General features: G+C 63.4%; 19 protein-coding genes and 1 tRNA gene. 11 read left to right on the forward strand and 9 right to left on the reverse strand.

Going from position 1 to position 21,047, the window contains the following annotated elements:
- Positions 1–53 precede the first annotated feature (53 nt).
- Positions 54–1,268, reverse strand: a complete 1,215-nt coding sequence (locus FJW06_RS27115) for an acyltransferase (RefSeq protein WP_140756333.1) — start codon at positions 1,266–1,268, stop codon at positions 54–56.
- Between the two features lie 123 nt (positions 1,269–1,391).
- Between FJW06_RS27115 and speB the strand changes: the two genes are divergently transcribed.
- Genes speB through FJW06_RS27130 form a run of 3 tightly spaced genes read left to right on the forward strand, consistent with a single transcriptional unit; the run spans position 1,392 to position 4,194 of the window.
- Complete coding sequence (speB, locus tag FJW06_RS27120; RefSeq protein ID WP_140756335.1) at positions 1,392–2,393, forward strand: agmatinase; 1,002 nt, start codon at positions 1,392–1,394, stop codon at positions 2,391–2,393.
- 28 nt (positions 2,394–2,421) lie between these two features.
- Complete coding sequence (gene argC, locus FJW06_RS27125; protein WP_140756337.1) at positions 2,422–3,354, forward strand: N-acetyl-gamma-glutamyl-phosphate reductase; 933 nt, start codon at positions 2,422–2,424, stop codon at positions 3,352–3,354.
- A 6-nt stretch (positions 3,355–3,360) separates the two neighbouring features.
- Positions 3,361–4,194, forward strand: coding sequence for an aminoglycoside phosphotransferase family protein (locus FJW06_RS27130; protein ID WP_181178612.1), 834 nt, complete (start codon positions 3,361–3,363; stop codon positions 4,192–4,194).
- Between the two features lie 10 nt (positions 4,195–4,204).
- Here FJW06_RS27130 and FJW06_RS27135 read toward each other — a convergent pair whose 3' ends face one another.
- Positions 4,205–5,296 carry a COX15/CtaA family protein gene (locus FJW06_RS27135; protein WP_140756341.1) on the reverse strand — a complete coding sequence of 364 codons (1,092 nt, stop codon included), beginning with the start codon at positions 5,294–5,296 and terminating at the stop codon, positions 4,205–4,207.
- Positions 5,297–5,447: 151 nt separating this feature from the next.
- On the opposite strand from FJW06_RS27135, the gene FJW06_RS27140 reads away from it, so the two are divergent.
- Complete coding sequence (locus FJW06_RS27140) at positions 5,448–5,663, forward strand: DUF2842 domain-containing protein (protein WP_140756343.1); 216 nt, start codon at positions 5,448–5,450, stop codon at positions 5,661–5,663.
- Positions 5,664–5,766: 103 nt separating this feature from the next.
- Here the strand turns inward: FJW06_RS27140 and FJW06_RS27145 are convergent, their stop codons facing one another.
- Positions 5,767–6,825, reverse strand: coding sequence for a polysaccharide deacetylase family protein (locus tag FJW06_RS27145; protein WP_140756379.1), 1,059 nt, complete (start codon positions 6,823–6,825; stop codon positions 5,767–5,769).
- A 91-nt stretch (positions 6,826–6,916) separates the two neighbouring features.
- Here FJW06_RS27145 and FJW06_RS27150 point away from each other — a divergent pair, with 91 nt between their 5' ends.
- Entirely contained in the window at positions 6,917–8,146 is a 1,230-nt protein-coding gene (locus FJW06_RS27150; protein WP_140756345.1) for a GNAT family N-acetyltransferase, read from the forward strand.
- Positions 8,147–8,240: 94 nt separating this feature from the next.
- On the opposite strand, the gene FJW06_RS27155 is transcribed toward FJW06_RS27150, so the two are convergent.
- A complete protein-coding gene (locus FJW06_RS27155) occupies positions 8,241–8,675 on the reverse strand; it encodes a peptidylprolyl isomerase (protein WP_140756347.1) in 435 nt (144 codons plus the stop codon).
- A gap of 220 nt (positions 8,676–8,895) precedes the next feature.
- Positions 8,896–11,133, reverse strand: a complete 2,238-nt coding sequence (locus FJW06_RS27160) for an exopolysaccharide transport family protein (RefSeq protein ID WP_140756349.1) — start codon at positions 11,131–11,133, stop codon at positions 8,896–8,898.
- A gap of 262 nt (positions 11,134–11,395) precedes the next feature.
- Here FJW06_RS27160 and FJW06_RS27165 point away from each other — a divergent pair, with 262 nt between their 5' ends.
- From FJW06_RS27165 to FJW06_RS27185, 5 genes are all read left to right on the forward strand, one after another.
- Positions 11,396–11,959, forward strand: coding sequence for a polysaccharide biosynthesis/export family protein (locus FJW06_RS27165; protein ID WP_042643955.1), 564 nt, complete (start codon positions 11,396–11,398; stop codon positions 11,957–11,959).
- Positions 11,960–11,966: 7 nt separating this feature from the next.
- Positions 11,967–13,097, forward strand: coding sequence for a glycosyltransferase (locus tag FJW06_RS27170; protein ID WP_140756351.1), 1,131 nt, complete (start codon positions 11,967–11,969; stop codon positions 13,095–13,097).
- A gap of 97 nt (positions 13,098–13,194) precedes the next feature.
- On the forward strand, positions 13,195–14,730 hold the full coding sequence (locus tag FJW06_RS27175; RefSeq protein ID WP_140756353.1) for an undecaprenyl-phosphate glucose phosphotransferase: 1,536 nt from the start codon (positions 13,195–13,197) through the stop codon (positions 14,728–14,730).
- 104 nt (positions 14,731–14,834) lie between these two features.
- Complete coding sequence (locus FJW06_RS27180; RefSeq protein ID WP_140756381.1) at positions 14,835–16,073, forward strand: O-antigen ligase family protein; 1,239 nt, start codon at positions 14,835–14,837, stop codon at positions 16,071–16,073.
- Between the two features lie 161 nt (positions 16,074–16,234).
- A complete protein-coding gene (locus FJW06_RS27185; protein ID WP_181178614.1) occupies positions 16,235–16,558 on the forward strand; it encodes a hypothetical protein in 324 nt (107 codons plus the stop codon).
- Between the two features lie 171 nt (positions 16,559–16,729).
- Here FJW06_RS27185 and FJW06_RS27190 read toward each other — a convergent pair whose 3' ends face one another.
- The 4 genes from FJW06_RS27190 to FJW06_RS27205 all read right to left on the reverse strand — a co-directional run bounded on the left by FJW06_RS27190 (position 16,730) and on the right by FJW06_RS27205 (position 20,107).
- On the reverse strand, positions 16,730–17,332 hold the full coding sequence (locus tag FJW06_RS27190) for a DUF4142 domain-containing protein (protein ID WP_140756355.1): 603 nt from the start codon (positions 17,330–17,332) through the stop codon (positions 16,730–16,732).
- Between the two features lie 47 nt (positions 17,333–17,379).
- Positions 17,380–18,777 carry a cytochrome B6 gene (locus tag FJW06_RS27195; RefSeq protein ID WP_140756357.1) on the reverse strand — a complete coding sequence of 466 codons (1,398 nt, stop codon included), beginning with the start codon at positions 18,775–18,777 and terminating at the stop codon, positions 17,380–17,382.
- A gap of 162 nt (positions 18,778–18,939) precedes the next feature.
- A tRNA-Pro gene (locus FJW06_RS27200) sits at positions 18,940–19,016 on the reverse strand.
- A gap of 59 nt (positions 19,017–19,075) precedes the next feature.
- The gene (locus FJW06_RS27205; RefSeq protein ID WP_140756359.1) at positions 19,076–20,107 is read right to left on the reverse strand and encodes a sugar-binding transcriptional regulator; all 1,032 of its coding nucleotides are present in this window, start codon (positions 20,105–20,107) and stop codon (positions 19,076–19,078) included.
- 152 nt (positions 20,108–20,259) lie between these two features.
- Here FJW06_RS27205 and FJW06_RS27210 point away from each other — a divergent pair, with 152 nt between their 5' ends.
- Positions 20,260–21,045: a hypothetical protein gene (locus FJW06_RS27210; protein ID WP_140756361.1), complete on the forward strand. Its 786-nt coding sequence runs from the start codon at positions 20,260–20,262 to the stop codon at positions 21,043–21,045.
- Positions 21,046–21,047 lie beyond the last annotated feature (2 nt).

The following is a 21,047-nucleotide window of genomic DNA, read 5'->3' on the forward strand; positions in this document are numbered from 1 at the left end:
GCCCATGACAGGGCGGTGAACGAAGCCGGCTAGCTGTTTCGTATCGAAGCCCGTCAAATCCGTTTGGAAAGGCGCCGGAACCAGGCCAGCGCCGGCATTTCAACGAAGCGCCAGGTGAACCAGGACGCGACGATGACAGCGATCAACATCGCGATCAAAGCCGCGAAGCCGATCCAGGGCGAGCCGGCGCCGAAGCCGGTCGCATGGTCGCCGCGCAGCATCAGATCGCCGACGATGCCGAGCCCGAGCTTGCGCTCGAGCAGGCCGCCGACATTGATCATGCGGGCCTGAACGAAGATGTGCACCATGTAAATCGAATAGGAGAGCGAGCCGAGCAGCAGCATCGGCCGGCTGCGCAAAGCCGCGCTGACCCATCCGCCTTCGTGGGCAAAGAGATAAAGCGCCAAGGCGAAGACGACCGGCGCCGCAATGCCGATGTCGTTGGTGCCGGCAATGGAGACGAACAGGGCGATTGCCGCGATCATCGCTAGCTCGGCCAAGGTCCAGGCGAGCCGCCCTGCCCCGCCGCTCAACGCCTGTCGCGCCTCTGCAATGGAATCGTGCTGAAACCAGGCAAGCAACGCGCCGAGCGAGAAGCCGTAAAGACAGCGGATGAAGCCGAAATCGAAGGACACGTCCATATGACGGGTCGAGACCGCGAGCAGGAAAAGCGGCGTCGTCACAGCAGCGGCGACGAACCATATCCAGGCGCGCTGGCCGGCGGCAAAGACGACGGCGGCAAACAGCAGATAGGTGAAGAACTCGGCCGAAATGCTCCAACTCGGCGCGTTCCAGCTCAGGTGGTCCTCGACGCCCATGCCCTGCAGGAGAAAGAGATTGGCCAGGAGGCTTTTGAGGTCGAAGCCGCCCGTGAAGGGCGCGGGGCCGGTTCCGTGCAGCGCCGGCAGGACGAGCCGCAGCGCCTCGAAGCCGGCGAAAGCGGCAAGCATCAGGAGATGCAGTGGATAGATGCGGCCGAAGCGCACCAGCGCGAAACGCGCAAGGTCGACCTGCTCGCTCAGGCGGCTGCCATAGGCGCTGGCGATGACGAAGCCGGAGAGCACGAAGAAGAAATCGACGAACAGGTAGGAGCTGCCGACAAAGGCGCTTTGCGAAATCATCGACGTGGTCGGGAAGTGGAACAGGGCCAACAGCAGGGCGCAGATGCCGCGCCAGGAATCCAGCACCAGGAAGCGCTCGCCGGCCATCGTGCCGACACGGGTCGCCGCGGGTGCGGGCGCAAGGTTGAGCAGAGCCGTCTCAGCCATAATGATACAGATCCTGTGTTGCCTTGGCACTCGCCGAGCGCCGCTTCCTTTCCACAAGCTGTAGCTGGCATGTTGCGTGCCGGTTCTGTAGTTGTGGCTGCCCGATAAAAACGAGGACCCGTAATGGCGAACAAAGAGATCGACCACGCCTTCACCGCTCGCTCCAAGACGGGCGCGTCGTTCGAGCCGACCTACGCCGGCGCTCTGTCGTTCATGCGGCGCAAATACACAAAGGAGGTGAAGGGTGCGGACGCCGTCGTGTGGGGCATTCCTTTCGACGCCGCCGTCACCAACCGGCCGGGCGCCCGCTTCGGGCCGCAGGCGATCCGCCGCGCCTCGGCGATCCTCGACAACGACCCGCAATATCCGTTCTCGCGCGATCTGTTCGAGCACCTGTCGGTGGTCGACTACGGCGATTGCCTGCTTGACAGCGGCAACCACCAGAAGACGCCAGGCACGATCGAGCGCGAGGCGGCCAAAATCCTGAAATCAGGCGCTTTCCTCCTGACGCTCGGCGGCGACCATTTCGTCACCTGGCCGCTGCTCAAGGCGCATGCCGCGATCCACGGACCGCTGGCGCTCGTGCAGTTCGACGCGCATCAGGACACCTGGCCGGACGACGGCAAGCGCATCGATCACGGCTCCTTCGTCGCGCGTGCGGTGAAGGAAGGGATCATCGACCCCGACCGCTCGATCCAGATCGGTATCCGCACCCATGCGCCGGACACGTTCGGCATAAAAATCCTCTACGGCCACGAGGTCGAGGAAATGCGCGCCTCCGACATCGCTTACGCCATTGTCGAGCGCACCGGCGGCAAGAAGACCTATCTCACCTTCGACATCGACTGCCTCGACCCGGCTTTCGCGCCCGGCACCGGAACGCCGGTCGCCGGCGGCCCTTCCTCGGCAAAGATGCTGTCGACGCTGCGCCAGCTCGGCCAGATAGACATCGTCGGCGCCGACATCGTCGAGGTTGCGCCGGCCTATGATCATGCCGATATAACGGCGATCGCTGGATCGATCATCGCCATGCATTATCTCGGCTTGCTGGCGGAGCGAAAGGCACGGGCGGAAGAGTTGAACAACGGCAATCATGCCGCGATAAGTTATGCTCACGGCATATGACACTGGAATCGCGGGGAATTTGGTAGCGATGAAACCGAAAATCTTCATTGACGGCGAACACGGCACGACAGGACTGCAGATCAGGGCGCTGCTTGCCGACCGCGGCGACCTGGAGATCATCTCCATCCCGACCGAGCGCCGCAAGGAGACCGCCGCCCGCGCCGAATTCCTCAACGCGGCCGATGTCGCGATCCTTTGCCTGCCGGATGCGGCGGCGAAGGAAAGCGTGTCGCTGATCACGAACGACACGACCAAGGTGATCGACGCCTCGACGGCGCATCGCGTCGCCGAGGGGTGGGAATATGGCTTTGCCGAAATGGACAAGGGCCAGGCGAAGAAGATCGCCGGCGCGAAGCGCATCGCCAATCCGGGATGCTGGCCGCAAGGGCCGATCGCGACGCTGCGGCCGCTGGTCTCCGCAGGCCTGTTGCCGGCCGATTTTCCAGTCACCGTCAACGGCATCTCCGGCTATTCCGGCGGCGGCCGGCCGATGATCGAGGAGTATGTCGGCAAGGGCGAGGACGCGCCCGAGTTCCTGCCCTACGGACTGACGCTGCAGCACAAGCACGTGCCGGAGCTCCGCACCTACGCGAAGCTGTCGCACGACCCGATCATGCAGCCGGCAGTGGGTAATTTCGCGCAGGGCATGATCACCGTGGTGCCACTGCAGCTCGGCGCTCTCGACCGCGTGCCGACCGGCGCCGAGCTTCACGCGGCGATCGCCGATCATTATGCATCGATCGACGGCGGCGTGGTCGAGGTCGCGCCCTACACCCACATGGAACGCATCCCGGAGATCGGCCCGGAAATCTACAACGGCACCAACCGGATGAAGGTCTACGTCTTCGCCAATGACGAAAGGGCGCAGGCGCTGCTGATGGCCGTCTACGACAATCTCGGCAAGGGCGCTTCCGGGGCCGCGGTGCAGAACCTCGACCTGATGCTCGGCATCAAGCACTGAGTGGTCATGCAGGCATTCCCTGAGCGCTGGAAGGTCAGCGCTCCCGAACTCATTGCCGAGACCTTTTCCAGCCGGATCTGGAAGGTCGCGCGGGACGGCGGCGCGGTTGCCATCGTCAAGGACCTGAAACCCTTCGACGACGTCGCGGACGAGTTGCGCGGCGAACATTACCTCGCCTGGCGGCGCGGCCAAGGCGCGGTGCAGCTGCTTGATCGCGATGGCAATCGCATGCTGCTTGAATATGCCGGCGACAGGCTACTTTCCGAACACCTTGCGGAGCAAGGCGACGATGCCGCGACTGCGATTGCAGCCGACGTGATGGCGAAGCTGCTGTCACCGTCCGAGCACACGCCTCCAGCCGACCTACAGCCGCTGCGGGAACGGTATGTCAGCTTGTTTCGGGCGGCCAAGGCCGATCGGGATGCCGGGCGAACCAGCCTTTATATCCACGCCGCGGACGTCGCCGAGCGGCTGCTCGCCGACCCGCACGAGATCAAGCCGCTGCATGGCGACCTGCATCACGACAACATCCTCTTCGGCCCGCGCGGCTGGCTGGCGATAGATCCGAAGGGGGTGCTCGGCGATCCCGGCTTCGATGCGGCCAACATGTTCTACAATCCGCTCGACCGCGACGATCTCTGCCTCGATCCGCGCCGGATCGCGCATATGGCCGACATATTCGGAAAGACGCTCGATCAGTCGCCGCGCGCCATTCTCGACCACGCGATCGCATATGGCTGCTTGTCGGCCGCATGGCATCGCGAGGACAAGAACGCGGTCGGCGAGGACCGCGAACTGGCCATCGCCAAGGCCGTTCGAGAGGTTCGCTCGCGATACTGATCGCCGGCCGTCAGCTTCTGACGTTTTTCTCGGTCGGCAGCGGATAAGCGCCCTTGGTGCCGCGCCAATGCGCGGCGGCGAAGCCAAGCAACAGAAGCGCGATGGCCTGATGCGTCAACGCCATGTGCAGCGGCACCTGCATCAAGAGCGTGCCGATGCCGATCGAGACCTGGACGACCACCAGCGCGAACAGAAGCGTGGCCCGGCGGGCGTGGGTGGTGCCAGGCTGGCGCCGCCAGGTGGCGATCATATGCCAGAGCGCCACGACAAAGACCGTATAGGCGCCCACCCGGTGGACGAACTGCACCGTCTTCGGGTTTTCGAAGAAGTTCAGCCAGGCGGGCTTCAAGAGAAGCAGATCGGACGGGATCACGCTTCCATCCATCAGCGGCCATGTGTTGTAGGAAAGGCCGGCATGCAGCCCAGCGACGAGCCCGCCGAGATAGATCTGGATCAGCGCCAGCAGCACGATGAAGCCGGCGAGCCGCTGCGTCGGCCGGTTGGCCGCTGGCTGCGAATGCGGCGCCAGCCCGCGCGCGACCACCATGGTGGCGGTGAAGATCAGCGCGGCGAGCGTCAGATGCGTCGCCAGCCTGTATTGGCTGACCGAGACACGGTCGGCCAGGCCCGAAGCCACCATCCACCAGCCGATGGCGCCTTGCAGTCCGCCGAGCGCCAATATACCGACGAGCTTCAGTCCAAGGCCGCGTTCGATGCGGCGCGTCGCCCAGAAGAACAGCAGCGGCAGGGCAAAGACGACGCCGACGCTACGCGCCAGGATGCGGTGCGCCCACTCCCACCAGAAGATCGACTTGAAGTCCTCGACGCTCATGCCCTTGTTGATCTCGGTATATTGCGGGATCTGCTGATAGCGCTGGAACTCCTCCCGCCATTCGGCGTCGTTGAGCGGGGGGATGACGCCGTGAATCGGCTGCCATTCCGTAATCGACAGCCCCGAGCCGGTGAGACGCGTGGAGCCGCCGACCAGCACCAGCGCGAACAGCACCAGCAGCACGACGTAGAGCCAGCCGCGCACCAAAGCGCGATTGTGGAGATCGCGGTCGCGTGCGGCATAGGAGGCTGTGGCGGTGATGGCAGCCATTTCGGTCTTCCGGCGGTTGAAACGCGCGATTGGTGGACCAAGGCCGCTCAACTGGCAAGACTGGACAGCGCGGCACGCCGTCGCGCCGGACCGCGACGGTTGCGCGCGCCCGTCATTCGGCCTAAGCGGGACCGATCAACGAGATCGAGACATGCCCATTCGCCTGAAAAAGCTGATCGGAACCATATTGCTGGTGGCGCTGGTCGTCATCTACGCGCTGATCGCCTCGGCGGTCGCGGTCACCAGGCTCGCCGAATACGGGCCCACGGCGCATTTCCTGTTCTTCCTGCTCAGCGGCTTTCTGTGGGTTCTGCCGGCCATGGCCATTATCAAATGGCTGATCATCGAGCCGCGGCCAAAGGGCTGAGCTTCGCCAGCGGATGGCGGGTTTGAAACGCAACTCAAATGGATGAGCGCGCCGAATACCTGCCGTTATTTCCACGAGTGCTCACGCCAGCAGCGTCAACTGGCTAGATGGTCACGACCATCTTGCCGGCATTGGCGAGCGGCGTGGTGATGCCGGACAGCATCGTGCGAATATGCGCCACGCTCTGGTAGCGCCCGTTGACGGAGATGCGCGGCAGCGCGTGCAGGAAGCCGGCATGCTCGGCGCGCAGCACGCCATGCCGCGTGGTCACCGCCGAGGCATAGCCCGCATCGCGGGCGAAGCCCACCTCACGGCAGCCGACGGCGCTGGCATAGCCATAGGGATAAGCCAGATGACACGGCTCCTCACCGAGCTTTTCCTTGAGGATACGACGGACGTCGCCGATTTCATGGCGCGCATCGGCTTCGGACAGCCGCTTCAAGTTCCGATGGTTGACCGTGTGCGCGCCGATGGTCACCAGCGGATGGGCGGCCATGACGCGGAGCTCATCCCAGTTCATCAAGGTGCACCGGCGACCCGCGTCGAATTCATAGCCGTTCGAACGGGCCAGTTCGCGCAATGCCGCGCCCTGCTCCTCCTCGGAGACTTCCAACGTCAGCCAGGCGTTCAGCCGCGCGACGGCCTGGATCTTCCTGCCTGGTGTCGAGCAATCGATCACCGTCGGCTTGCCCGCCATCGTCAGCGTCAGGCGCGAACTGGTGTCGACGATGTCCTCGATCACGTCCCACCAGAGATCGACGGCGCCGTCGATCAGGCCGGGCGCGACGTAGATGGTGATCGGCGCGCCGTGCTTTTCCAACACCGGAAGCGCCTCGGTCATGTTGTCGCGATAGGCGTCGTCAGCCGTGATCGTCGCGAACTGGCCGCCTTTGCCGCCCGTCTTGATGCGTTCGATCGCTTCATCAAGGGAAACAAAGGCATAGCCTCGCCCCTTCATGTCCGTGACCAGCCTGTCGAGGAAGGCGGGAGCGATGTTCAGATGCCGGTTGACGCTGCTCGGCTTCTCCGGTGTCGCCGTGACGCGGTGCAGCATCAGGATCGCGCCGATGCCGCCGACAAACGGCCGCGCCAAGGGCGCGAGGCCGGAGTAGCGGGCAAGGTTCAACGCCAGTTTGCGGATTGCCTCGCCCCCGTCGATCATTCCTTCACCTTTTGCGCCTAGGCTCAACCAAGCACGACATTCGCCTATGCGAACCCCCAAGTCGGAACCAATACGTCTTAAGGATTGAGGGATGGTTGACGCCGCCGCGTCATTTGACGGCAACCGGGTCGCGGCCAACGAGATTTCCGCGCGCTCCATGCGAACCGATCAGGGTCGGTGGACTGCGGCAGCAAGCGATGGTGCCGGCCTTGCCGATTACGCTCAATTCTGCGCCTCGGCGCTGTTCGCGCCGGCGCAGAGCGCATCCTGGGTGAGCAACTGGGCGACCGCGACCGGCGCCGACATGGTTGTCGCGACGCTGGCCTGCGATGCTCGCCCGGCGCTGTCGCTGGCATTGGAAGTGGTGCGACGCGGCCCGTTCAAGGTTGCCCGTTTCTGCGGTGGTCGGCATGCCAACGGCAATTTCGCCGCCGCCGACCCGCGGCTCCTACCCGCCATCGACGGCACGGCGATCCGCTCGATCTTCAAGGCAATCGCCAAAGAACGGCCCGACATCGACCTGATCTCGCTGGAAAGGCTGCTGCCCGACCTCGATGGCGTGGCCAATCCACTAGCCATGCTGCCCGGCTTTCCGAGTCCGAACCTCGCTCTCGCGGTCGATCTCGACGGCGGGTTTGACGCGCTGCTGGCGCGTGCGAGCGGCAAGCGCAAGCGCAAGAAGCATCGCTCGCAGACGCGCAAATTCGAAGCTGTCGGCGCCTTCCGCCGCGTCGAGGCCCGGACCCGCGAGGAGGTCGACAGGTTGCTTGATGCCTTCCTCGAGATGAAGGAAGTGCGTTTCGCCAAGATGGGCATCGCCAATGTCTTCGGCGACGGGCAGGTACGCATCTTCTTCCGTGCGCTGTTTACCGATGCGCTGGCCGAGGAAAAGCCCCCCTTCCTGCTGCACGGCCTGGATGTGGCGGGCAAGCTGCGCGCGGTGACCGGCTCCAGCCGGTCCGGCAAGCGGTTGATCTGCGAGTTCGGCGCCATCGCCGAGGACGATCTCGCCTTCACCAGCCCCGGCGATTTCCTGTTCTTCGACAATATCCAGGAAGCCTGCGAGCTCGGCTTCGACGTCTACGACTTCTCGGTCGGCGACGAGCCTTACAAGCGGCTCTGGTGCGATATCGAGGTCCAGCATTTCGAGGTGCTTGCGCCGCTGACGCTAAAGGGCGGGGTGCTGGCGACAGGGCTGCGGCAAGGCGCGCGGGCGAAGGCTTTCATCAAGAACAATCCGACCGTCTGGAAGCTGACCAAGATGCTGCGTCGCAAGGCTGCCGGACAGCCAGTACCTGCCGCGGCCGAAGGCGACAGCTAGGCCTGGTAAGAGGCGCACAATCGCCGTCGCGTTCCCGGGCGATGCTTGGCAAGCGGGCCGAGACCCTGAGGGACCCGACGGGAGCGCTCTATTCTTACGCCGCCTGGACGATCTCGACCAATTCAACGTCGAATACCAGGTCCTTTCCGGCCAACGGATGATTGCCGTCGAGCTTGACGCTGGCGTCGTCCACACCGATGACCGTTACTTGCATGGCTCGTCCCTCGCGGGTGCGGGCCTGCAATCGGGTGCCAATATCGACGTTGATGTTTTCCGGCACGCTGGCGCGGTCGATGGTTACGACCGCTTCGGGGCGATGGGGGCCATAAGCGGCATCAGCGGGGACGGTGACCGTGGTTTTCGCGCCGACTTCCATGCCTTCGACATGGTTTTCGAGGCCAGGGATTACCTGTCCTTCACCCAGTGTAAATTGCAACGGTTCACTGCCGGAAGCGTCGAATTGGGTGCCGTCGACCAGACGCCCAGTGTAGTTGATGCGTACAGTGTCGCCATTCTTGGCCTGTGTCATAACAGCCATCCTTTGGGAGTTTTGAGGGACCGGCCTAGGGTTCACGGTCCCGCTCACGATCATCCACGCATGAAAATGCGCGGCGCGAAACATCAAAACTAGGTGCCTCGCCGCCGATGTAAAGTGCAGGAGCCGCCGAGAAATGCCCGGTTCGGTCTTGTCCCTAAGAACTGCCTCGGGCTGAGTTGGGCCCCATTCGTCGCGGTCCCGGTCTTCGGTCTTATGCGGCCGACCGGCGTCCGGGCAATGGATCTACCGGTTCATGGCCGACCGGTGTGACCAGCGTGACGTCCGGATAGCCGTTCTCGATCAGCTTCACCGCGGCCTGCGTCACCTGGTCGTCGGCTTCCAGCATCGACAGGAAGACTTCGGTGCCGTCGCCGACCAAACGACTGATGCCCTGCGCATCGGCCGGGCCGCATTCGACAACGACGAGGTCGTAGGCCGTAGTCAGCGACTGCATGATGATGGGCAACCGGTCGGCGGCGCGCATGGCGCGGACCGGGTCGGCGGTGCCGACCGGAATGACATGCGCGTCCGAATAGAGATCGGGATGGATGACGTCGCTGAACTGCGCCTCGGAAGCGAGCAGATTGGTGATGCCCGGAAAGAGGCTCGAGTCCAGCATCGGCCGCGTCGCCGCACCCGATGCAGTGAGATCGAGCAGCAGCACGCGCAGGCCGGCGTCGGATACTTCCCGCGCCACGAGCACGGCGGACGCGGCCGCCTCGTCGCCTTCCGGCGACACGAAGATCGCCCGAGCGGCGCCTGAGGCGATCAGCTTCTCAGCAGCCTTCTCGACATCGATCTCGCCGAGCCTGGACTGCCTTCGTTCAGGTGTCGATTCGCTCGGCTCGGAGGCCTCCACTGCGCTTGCACGATCCTTGGCCGGCTCGCTTTCGGCCGGTCTCGGGAGCTCCGCTTCGGCGATCGAATGTCCTGCAGCGGCTTCCTCGTAAGGCGCAAACGCCCGCCCCTCGTCACGGGTCCCGGCGACCATGGGTTCCACCCTGACCGCAGGCATCGCCACCTGCTCGATATCGGTGAAGCGGGCGCCGGCAGCCGGACGCATGGCGCGGCCGGAGAACAGCTCCGCCAGCAGCGTGCCGATCGCCATCAGCAGCAGCGAAGCGGCTGCGGCGGCGCCGGTGATGGGTCCGATCTTCGGGAAGTAGGGCTGGGACGGGATCTGGGCGCTTGCAATCAGGCTCACCGCGACGGGCGAGTATTTGCGGTCCTTGCGCGAGGCCACCGCATTGTAACTTGCCATATAGGATTCAAGCTGTTGGCGCTGAACGTTCGCGTCGCGCTGCAAGGCGTCCAGCTGCACCTGCTGCTCGCCGGCGCGCGCCGAAGCGGCTTTCAGCGTGTTGACGTCCGCGACCAGCTGATCCTCGCGAGCCTTGGCCGTCTGAGCCTGGGCCGACAGGCCTCGGATGATCTTTTGCGCCTCATTGCGAATCTGGCCGTCGAGGTCGGCAAGCTGGGACTTCAGGGCGCGAATGCGCGGATGATTGTCCAGCAGCGTCGTGGAAAGGTCGGCAATATTGGCCCGGAGCTCCACCTGGCGCTCACGCAGGCGCTGGATCAGCTCGGAGGACAGGACTTCCGGGACGCTGTCCAGCGAACCCCCATTCTGCAGCGCCCGGCGCACGCTCTCGGCACTCGCCTCGGCGGCGGCGCGGCTGGCGCGCACGCGCGACAACTCGCTCGATAGCTCGGCGAGCTGCTGAGTCGGCAGCACCGCATTGTTCCCGCCCATCAGAAGGTCGGACTGCGCACGGAAGGCCGCGACCTTGGCCTCGGCGTCCTTCACGCGATTCTGCAGGTCGGCGATTTCCGGCGCCAGGAAGTCGGTAGCGGCGGCGTTCGATTCGAGCTTGGCGTCGCTCTTCGAGGCGATATAGGCGTTGGCGATGCCGTTCGCGATGTCAGCGGCAAGCTTGGGATCCTTCGAGGCGAACTCGATGGCGATCGCACGAGTCTTTTCAACGGCGTACACGTTGAGCTTGTCGTGCATGGCATTCAGCACGCGCTCTTCCGGCGGAATATCGAAGGGATCGCTTTTCAGGCCGACAAGAACGAGCATGCGCCCGAGCGCCGACATCTTCAGCGTTTCGTCAAACTCCGGCAGCTTGTCCAGGTTGAGCTTGGTCGCCACCTGCTTGAGGATGTCGGGCGAGGAAATGATCTGGACCTGGGTAGCCACGCCCTGTTCGTCGAGAATTGGCTTGTCATCGTCGTTGGTGCCCGGCGGCCGGGTATATTCCGATTCGCGCGAGCCGATCTCCAGCTTGGCCGTCGCCTTATAGTAAGGCGTCGCGAGCCAGGCCAAAGCGAAGGCAAATCCAGTGACCGCGAGGGTCACGAGAACAATGCGCAGCCAGTTTCGCGCCAGGCTGGCGAAAAGCTGCCTCAGGTCGACGTCGACATCAGCGGCCGCGGACTGAACGGACATGCATCCTGCTCCGAACTTTGAGTCGAGCTGGACCGTAAACAACTATGGTAACTCACCCGTTAAGATCAGAATGCATGCCTATTAGAGGGCGCTCAAAGAAGACTGCTGGAAATCAATAGAACAATTGGGCTTTTTGCAGATCGACGCGGTCCCGGACCGCACTCCTTTACCGCCCATTAACCCTAACAGGATGATAACGGTCGCACTTTCCTGGGGTTGTGCCGCGGCTTGCGGCAAGAGCGATGAAGGTTCCTGGCCGGTCATGAAAAGCACTGCTTCCCTCTTTCGCGCTTTGCTTGCCCTGTCGCTGCTCACCGGTTGCTCGAGCTACCGCCCGGCGCCTGCCGCCTTTCATGAGGTGCTCGACCAGCCCTACCGGCTCGGCGCCGGCGATCGCGTCCGTGTCACGGTGTTCGAGCAGGACGGATTGACCAACACCTACAGCGTCGACCAGTCCGGCTATCTTTCCTTCCCGCTGGTCGGCGCAGTGCCGGCGCGCGGCCACACCGCGCAGCAACTGGAAAAGGAGATCGCCGACAAGCTGCGCCAAGGCTATCTGCGCGATCCCGACGTTTCGGTCGAAATCGACCGCTACCGGCCGATCTTCGTCATGGGCGAAGTGGGCGCTGCCGGCCAGTATTCCTATGTGCCGGGACTCACGGTGCAAAAGGCGGTCGCCATCGCCGGCGGCTTCACGCCGCGCGCCAATCAGGAGAGCGTCGACATCACCCGCGACATCAACGGCAAGGTGATGACCGGACGGGTGCTGACGTCCGATCCGCTCCTGCCCGGCGACACCGTCTACGTCCGCGAACGCCTGTTCTGAATCCGACGTGACGGTGAATCTCAGGATCGTCCACTGCTTCCGCTCACCTGTCGGAGGGATCTTCCGGCATGTGCGCGACCTGACCGAGGCGCAGGTCGCCGCCGGCCATGCGGTGGGCATCGTCTGCGACTCGACGACCGGCGGCGACTACGAGGAGCGGCTCTTCGAGGCGATGAAGGACAGCCTCGCGCTCGGCATCCATCGCACGCCGATGCAGCGTCATGTCGGGCCCGGCGACATCGCCTCGGCTTGGCGCACCTATCGAATCATCAAGGAATTGCGGCCGGACGTGCTGCATGGGCATGGCGCCAAGGGTGGCGCCTATGCCCGGCTGTTCGGCTCACTGTTGCGGGTTTCAAGGTCTCGCGTGGCCCGCCTTTATTCGCCGCATGGCGGCTCCCTCCACTATGACGAAACGACGGCGACCGGAAAGCTGTTCTTCGGCCTGGAGCGTTTCATGGCGCGCTTCACCGACTGCCTGCTGTTCGTTTCCGACTATGAGCGCAGCACTTACCGGCGCAAGGTCGGCGAGCCGCCTATACCCAACACGCTTGTCTATAACGGCCTGCGCGCCGCCGAATTCGAACCGGTGGCGACGGCGGCGAATGCCGCCGACTTTCTATACATCGGCATGATGCGCGATCTGAAAGGCCCGGATATCTTCATCGATGCCCTGGCCTTGGCCGGCAGCGAGCTGGGCCGTCCGCTGAGCGCCGTCATGGTCGGAGACGGCGACGACCTGCCGCGCTACCATGCGCAGGCGGAGCGACTCGGCCTGAAGAGCCATGTCCGTTTCCTGCCGCCCATGCCGGCAAGAGACGCGTTCGCGCTGGCCGGGCTGGTCGTGGTGCCGTCCCGGGCGGAAGCGATGCCTTATATCGTGCTCGAGGCTTTGGCCGCCGGCATGCCGATGATCGCGACCGCGGTCGGCGGCATTCCGGAAATCTTCGGCGACGGCTCCCCTGCCCTGATCCGGCCGGATCCCGCGCAGCTCGCAGGCAAAATGGAAACAGTGTTCGGCGACCGCGACACGTACCGGAAGGCGATGCCGCAGATAGACGAGCTCAAGACCCGATTCGGAGCCGATGTGATGGCCGCCGAGATTGAGAAGGCCTATTTTGCCGCGTTGAACAAATAGCTGCGGCCGGCCCGACAGCTTCAAAACCACCGGTTGTTTCAAGTCTTTCTTAGCTCTCTTTTGCTATGCAGCTTCGCGAAGCTCGCGGACAGTTCCCATGAATGAGATCGACCCCGCGCACCGCTTTTCCATAGATGCGGTGCGCAACTACGATGCTCCCGCCGATGGCGGAAAGCCCGGCGGCATCAACGATGTGGCGCGCCAGGTCGCCTCGCAATACCGGCGCGATACGATGTCGCCGATCATGGTCAGCGGCGTGTTGCGGATGGTCGAGTTCGCGGTGCTGTTCCTCTCGGGGCTCGGCGTCTATTTCTACTATGTCGGATTCTTCAGCTATCTGGCCTGGCAATATCCGCTGGCGATCGCGGCGACGTCGTTCCTGGCCGTGGTGCTGCTCGACGTGACCGACAGCTACCAGATCGCGGCGCTGATGCGCCCGCTTGCCAATTTCGGCCGCGTGCTGCTTGTCTGGGCCGGCAGCTTCGCGCTGATGGCGCTCACCGCCTTCGCCATCAAGGCCTCGGAAGACTATTCGCGGCTGCTGTTCGGCACCTGGTTCGTGGTCGGCTTCGTGCTGGTCTTCGGCCTGAGACTGGTGATGTCGAGGCTGATCCGCCGCTGGGCGCGCGACGGCCGCATGGAGCGCCGCGCCCTCATCGTCGGCGGCGGCAAGGCGGCCGAACAGCTGATCCGCTCGGTCGAGAAGCAACCTTACAACGACATCCGCATCTGCGGCATCTTCGACGACCGCAACGATAAGCGCTCGCCACCGATCGTCGCCGGCTATCCGAAGCTCGGCACGATCTCGGAGCTCATCGAATTCGCCCGCATCGCGCGCATCGACATGCTGATCGTGTCGCTGCCGCTGACCGCCGAATCGCGCGTCTTGCAGTTGCTCAAGAAACTCTGGGTGCTGCCGGTCGACATCCGGCTCTCGGCGCATTCGAACGCGCTGCAGTTCCGGCCGCGCGCCTACTCCTATATCGGCTCGGTGCCGATGCTCGACATCTTCGACAAGCCGATCAACGACTGGGATTCGGTCGCCAAGCGCGCCTTCGACATCGTCTTCTCGCTTGTCGGCATCATCCTCTTCTCGCCGGTGATGCTCGCCACCGCGATCGCCATCAAGCTCGACAGCAAGGGCCCGGTGCTGTTCAAGCAGAAGCGGCACGGCTTCAACAACGAGATCATCGAGGTCTACAAGTTCCGCTCGATGTATGCCGACCGGTCGGACCCGACCGCCAAGCAGACGGTGACCAAGAACGACCCGCGCGTCACCCGCGTCGGCCGCTTCATCCGCAAGACCTCGATCGACGAGCTGCCGCAATTCTTCAACTCGCTGCTCGGCTCGCTGTCGCTGGTCGGGCCGCGCCCGCATGCCATCGCCGCGCAATCGCACAATCTGCTCTACAACGAAGTGGTCGACGGCTATTTTGCGCGCCACAAGGTCAAGCCCGGCGTCACCGGCTGGGCGCAGATCAATGGCTGGCGCGGCGAGATGGACACCAATGAAAAGATCCGCATGCGCACCGAATACGACCTCTATTACATCGAGAACTGGTCGATGCTGTTCGACCTGCGCATTCTGTTCCTGACGCCGATCCGCCTCCTCAACACGGAAAACGCCTATTGAGCGCCGTCGCCCATGAGTTGACAGTCGGCGGGTTGCCGGCTTCGGCGGTCAACAAGTTGCCGGCTTCGGCGGTCAACAAGTTGCCGGCTTCGGCGGTCAACAAGTTGCCGCCGCAGGCGGTCAACGCCAAGCTGATCTCTCTGATCGCCTCGGTGGCGATCGGCATCGGAATCCTGCTTTCCGGCTTCGTCATCAGCGAGCCCGCGCCTTACGAAATCTACATGGCCGGGCTGATCGCGGTCTGGGCGCTGTTCGGGCTTCGGATCTCGCGTGCGATCGTGCCGCTGCTGGTACTTCTGGTGGCGATGAATATCGGCGGCATGATCGCCATGACGCAAATGGCGGATCTCGCCAATACGCCACTCTATCTCGCCGTCTCGCTGTTTCTCGCGTTCAGCGCGGTGTTTTTCGCCTCGGTGACATCGGTCCAACCCAGCCTCTACCGGCTGATCTTCGTCGCCTATGCCGTTTCGGCAGTGGCGACGTCGCTGCTCGGCATCGCCGGCTATTTTCATGCCTTTCCCGGCGCGGAAATGTTCACCAAATACGACCGCGCGGCCGGCGCCTTCCAGGACCCGAACGTGTTCGGGCCGTTCCTTGTGCTGCCCGGCACCTATCTGCTCTATCTGCTGCTCACCGACCCGGTGTCGCGCATGCCGCTTCTGGCGGCGCCGCTGCTCATCATCACCGCCGGCATCTTCTTCTCCTTCTCGCGCGGCGCCTGGGGCATGTTCGCGGTGTCGGCGGTGCTGCTCACCGCATGCCTCTTCCTGCAGAGCGCCAGCGGCAAGTTCCGGCTGCGGGTCGTGGTGATGACGGTCGCGGCCGTGGCGCTGTTGATCATCGCTTTCCTGATCATCCTGCAACTGCCCGGCGTGTCGGACATGTTCACGCAGCGCGCGCAACTCGAGCAGAGCTACGATTCGGCGCGGCTCGGCCGATTCGCCCGCTACACGATCGGCTTTCAGCTGGCGATGGAGCACCCGTTCGGCATCGGCCCGCTGGTGTTCGGCACGATCTATGGCGAGGACACCCACGACATCTGGCTGAAGGCGCTGATGGATTACGGCTGGCTCGGCTTCGTCTCGTTCCTCACGCTGACGCTCTGGACGATCGGCGCCGGTTTCCGCATCCTGTTGCGCGACCGGCCGTGGCAGCCTTACCTGCTTTGCGCCTATGTCGCCTATCTCGGCAATATCGGCCTCGGCACGTTCATCGACATCGACCACTGGCGCCATCTCTATCTGCTTATGGGACTGGTTTGGGGCGCGATCGCGCTGGAGTACCGGCACCAGCGGGAATTGCGACTGGCAGCGGTCGCGCAAACGACCCCAAATCGCTGATCAACATAGAAGGCGCAGTCGCCGCCAGAGACGCCGCGGACCAGAAATGTCCGTGCCTGGTGCGCACACGTTCTCAGCCAATCGTCGTGGGTTCCTCTTCGGAACAACGGGAACCGCTGCAGGGTTATCCGTCATGACACTCCAAAAGAAGGATGAGCATCATGAAACGACTAGTGTTGATTTTGGCAGCAACGTGCACAGTGCTCGCCGGGCCAGTATTTGCGGCCTGCCCTAGCAATTCAGCTGGCACTGACCAGACCCGAACTGCCGGAATCTCGAAGGACGGCACTCGCGCACCGCTTCAGCCTCCGGCTCCGCAGGTCGACAAGAAGGCAGCTCAGAAGGACGGAAGCACCATGCCTCTGGCTTCCCAGGAAGGAGCTGGCAACAAGAACCTTGCAACCTCACAGCAAGACGTCGAAGCACAACAGCAAGGCGGCAAGACAGCAGCAGCCCAAGCTGATGAAAACTGCAAGACGAAATAGTTCGCATGGTATGCTCTCTGGGCGCCTAACCGGCCGAAAGAATTTGGTTACATTGGCGATTGGGGGCGCTTTGCCGGCGCCCGGAGAGCGACCGATCACCTGGCTCGCTATACGATCGGGTCGGGGTGGCGCTTTGACACTCGCCGGCGTTGGCCAAGTGCCTGGAACTCGCTATTTTTTGGAGGCTTTCGATGCATCCGCCACCTGCGGATTGATCAACTTGGCCTTAATGTTTCCGGCCATCCGCAAATGTTCCAAGACAACCGGCAGCGTGTCCGCGGCGAAGCGCTGTATATCGGCGTCCTGACCGGAATCGATTTCCCATTCCAGCAGTTGGACCGTTTTCTGGTGATCGACGATTTGGCCGCTGATATAAGCCAAATCGAACGCCTCATCCGTAAGTTTCTCCAGCTCGACGCGCATCTGCTCCTGCTCGTCATCCAGTCCCTCCGGCAGCGGGATCTTGCTTGCCGTAGCCAACTGCTTCAGGCGGTCATTGGCCATGCGATGGTCATCGATCATCCTGCGGGCAAAATCTTTCACGTCGGCATTTTTCGATTTTCCGGCAAGCTCACCAAAGCGGACCTCAGCCAAACCGCCGGCAGCAACGAGTTGCGCAAACAACCGGTCCTGATAATTAGTTTGGTGAGCCATGGGTTGGCCGGGCGACTTCTTCAGCGTGTCCGGCGCCATTCCAGCCGGGTTGCCAAATTGAGCACCGGCTGGAACAGCCGGGGCGAGTACCAAGGCCAGGACAACTGCAAACAGGCGCATATGAATCTCCCTTCGCGAAGCCGGCGCGGTCTTCACGGCGTGCCTTCTCACAGCACGAGCAGATAGGCGACCAGCGCGTCCTTTTCCGACTGATCGAGCTTGGTGCCGAGTACCAGGTTGAAGAACTCGACTGTGTCGGCGAGCGTCATCAAGCGTCCATCGTGCATGTAAGGCGGCGTATCCTTGATGCCGCGCAGGGTAAAAGTCTTGATCGGACCGTCGGGAAGCTCGACCATGTCGTTGACGGTCTGCCCCGGCTTGTAGAAACGCTCGAGCTTCAAGTCGTGCATGTTGTTGTCCATGAAGGACGTCTGCGGATTGTGACACTGCGAACAGCGTCCTTTGCCCATGAAGACCGCCTCGCCCTTCAATTCCTCGGCCGTCGCCAGGGACGGGTCGAGACGCCCGAACGGATCGAGCTTGGGTGCAGGCGGAAAATCGATGATGTTCTGCATCTGCGCCATCATGGCCACCTGATTGGTGCGGTCGGGCAGATTGACGCCCTTGCGAGTGGCGCTGACATGATCTCCGTTGAAATAGGCGGTGCGCTGCTCGAATTCGGTGAAGTCCTCGACCGACCGAAGCGATCGCTTCGACCCGTGGATTTGCTGGTTGAACAGGCCGCGCAGGCTGGTGGTGTCGAGGCGGAAGCGAGCCGCCTGCGGCCTGATGTCCGGCGTCTGGTGGAAGGCGGCATTGGTGTTGAAGTTCGCATGGCAATCGAGGCACGCGACGCCCATGCTCTGGCCGGCAACCTTGCGGTCTTCGGTCTGGTTGAACTCCTCTTGCGGAAACGGCGTCAGCAACAGCCGCAATCCTTCCATCTGCACCGGCGTGATGATGCCGTTCATGATTTCGTAGTAGTTGCGAATTGTCAGCAGTTGGCCGCGTGAGACATCGCCAAGTTCCGGATGGGTGGTGAGGAAGATTGGCGGCGGAAATTCCGGCGTCATCCGGTCCGGCAGATCGAAATCGACGTCGAAGCGCCGAAGATCCCGTCCCTCCTGCCTGCTGATCTCGCTAATCTCTTCTTCCGGGAAAACCTGGCCGCCGGTCGCCTGCTTGACGTGGGGCAACGGCAAGAAACCCGCCGGCAACAGGGCACGGTCACGAATCTCGGCCGGACTTATCGAGGCAAGCTTGTCCCAGCTCTGCCCCTCCGCAAGCTTGACCCTGACGCCGCCCTGCACGGCTTTTTTGCCGCCCGTCATCATCACGCCGGGAATCGGATGATCGGTCAGGTCGTAACGCTGATCGAGCAGCTTTTTCTGCCGGTCCATAACACCGGCCTTCTGAGCCTCGTCATCCGCTTTTACCACGGAAAAAGGTTGGCTCGGCAGCGGCCGATAGGTGACGTCGGGCGGCAGCGGATCCGAAAACGCGCTGAGACTGGCCGCAGCAACGACGAACGCGCACGGGACTGCGATGCTGAGCTTGCTGATCATTCATCCCTCCAGAGACTCGCACGCCGAACCATGGTGGCTGGCGTTTGTTCCACCGCGCGAGCGGGAGAATGCGGAATCTGGGAAGGCAGGCCGAGAGTCCGGCCACAACGCCAGATTCGTCGCCAAAAACGGGATTCCCGTCAGGGGCAAGTCTTGGAAAAATGGTCGGAGTGGCCGGATTCGAACCGACGACCCCTTGACCCCCAGTCAAGTGCGCTACCGGGCTGCGCTACACTCCGGACCGAGTGGCGATGTATCGTGATAAGGCAGTGCGGGTCAACCGAATTCCGCGGCTATTTCAGGATGATACTTCTAGGCCGGTCCCATGCGCCGAAAGCATGCGGCGCGCGCTTTCCTCGTCGGTGATCAAGATGGTCGGCGCGATCAGGTTCATGGCGCCGAGCAGCGCATCGGTCTTCTCCTCGCCGCCGGAGGTGAGGATGCGGATCGGCGCCTTGCGCAGGCGGTCGACGTCCACCGACATCACGTGGCTGTTGACGGGATGGTCGACCAGGTCGCCGTTGCGGTCGTAGAAATGGAACAGAAGGTCACCGACGGCGCCGCGCGCCAGCAGGGCCTCGCGGTCCGCTTCCTTGAGGAAGCCGCCGCGCGAGAAGGTTGTGGCCGACGCAATGCCGCCGACGCTGAGCAGCACGGCATCGAGCGCATCGGCCATCTCGAAGATCTCCTGCAGGCCGCAGCGCTCGACCAGCGCGATCTTGGTCTCGACGCTGTCGACGACGGCCGGCGTCGGCATCAGATAGCCGTCGCCCTGGAATATCTGGGCAAAGCGCCAGGCGAATTCCGCCGGGTTGACCCGCCGCGCGACGCCGACGCCGCCAAGCAACGAGATAACACTGAAATCGGTCAGCGATTTGGCGCTGATGAAGGGCAAGGTGTTGAACAGCGTCACGCCCCAGCCGACGCCGACCCGCATGCCGGATTTCATCGCATCGGATAGGAACATGCCGGTCTTGGCGGCGATCGCCGGGATCGGATCGGCCTTGGGATCGGTGAGTGGCGCGACCAGCGCCTGCTGCAGGCCGAAGGTCCTTTCCAGCGCGCGCTCCAGCCGCACGATCTCCAGGAGCTCGCTCTCGATGGTGATCTTCACCTCGTTGCGCGCCCTCGCCTCGGCCAGCATGCGCACGATGGTGACGCGGCCAACGCCGAGCACGTCGGCGATCTCGTTTTGCGTCATCTGCTCGACGAAATACATCCAGGCGGCGCGGATCCTGAGCCGGTCGGTCCGGCTTTCGCTGACGACCTGCTCGGATGCCTCGGCAGCCGCACTGCCGTTTTCTGGTTCGCCCTGCCGTCGCCTGCCCAAGTTCCCCTCCAACTCCGGCGATGACACCGCCTCGCCGATTCTGCATGCTGGTTAAATATCGTCTATTGATCTACCAAGCGAGACGAACAATCTAGATAGGGCGACTGGCGCCCCAAGCCGTGAACGGCTTCAGCATTTCGAGGCGATTGGCGATGCTGCGACAAATCTCCGAGGATGTCCGCGCCAACCTGAAGGACCGGCTTCGGGAACTGCGCGACGCGATCCGACAAAGCCGCCACGACAGCGCCGGCGAAAGCTCGCACGACATCGCGAGCAACCTGCCGCCCTTTCCGGGCCGCAGCCTGCTCGGTCATGCCGCGAGCGCGGTGGATGAGGCGCTGACGATCGCCGAATCCTTTGTTCCGCATTCCCGACCGCTCAAGGTCGACGGCACGACCGTAAAAAGCTTGCGGGCCTATTTCCCGCAAGGCGGTGAAGACCGGCAGATCGGCGGCGAACGTCAGTTCAGGCGTGACATGTATTATCTGACACGCGCGGTTCTCGCCGGCTACGGCATCGACAATCCCCGCGTTCACGAAGCGAGCTTTTCCGCCGTGCATGTCGCGATGCGCAAGCGCCACCCGGATCTTCTGGCTGGCGCGACGGCGGAAACGGCCTCCACGGACCAGGTCGCTGCGGTCTGCGCGGCTCTCCTCGTCGAATGCCTCAACCACCGTCCGGTCCAGCCTGGCGAAATCGGGACGGGTCCGGCGATCGCCGGCGACCGGTCTCTCGACATCAGGTGCCTTGCGCCCGTAGTGCTTGCCTGCGGACTGGCGACCAAGGCGGACGGAGGCACGCCCGAGCCCGATATTCTCGAGATCGCCGTGCTGGCGGCCGAAGTGCGGGAGGACCGCATCCGACTGGCCTGCGCCCAGGCCAATGCCGTCCAGGAACTGACACCGGTTCTCGCCACCCTGCTCGCGCATCTGACGTAACC

Source organism: Mesorhizobium sp. B4-1-3 (genome assembly GCF_006439355.1).
GTDB lineage: Bacteria > Pseudomonadota > Alphaproteobacteria > Rhizobiales > Rhizobiaceae > Mesorhizobium.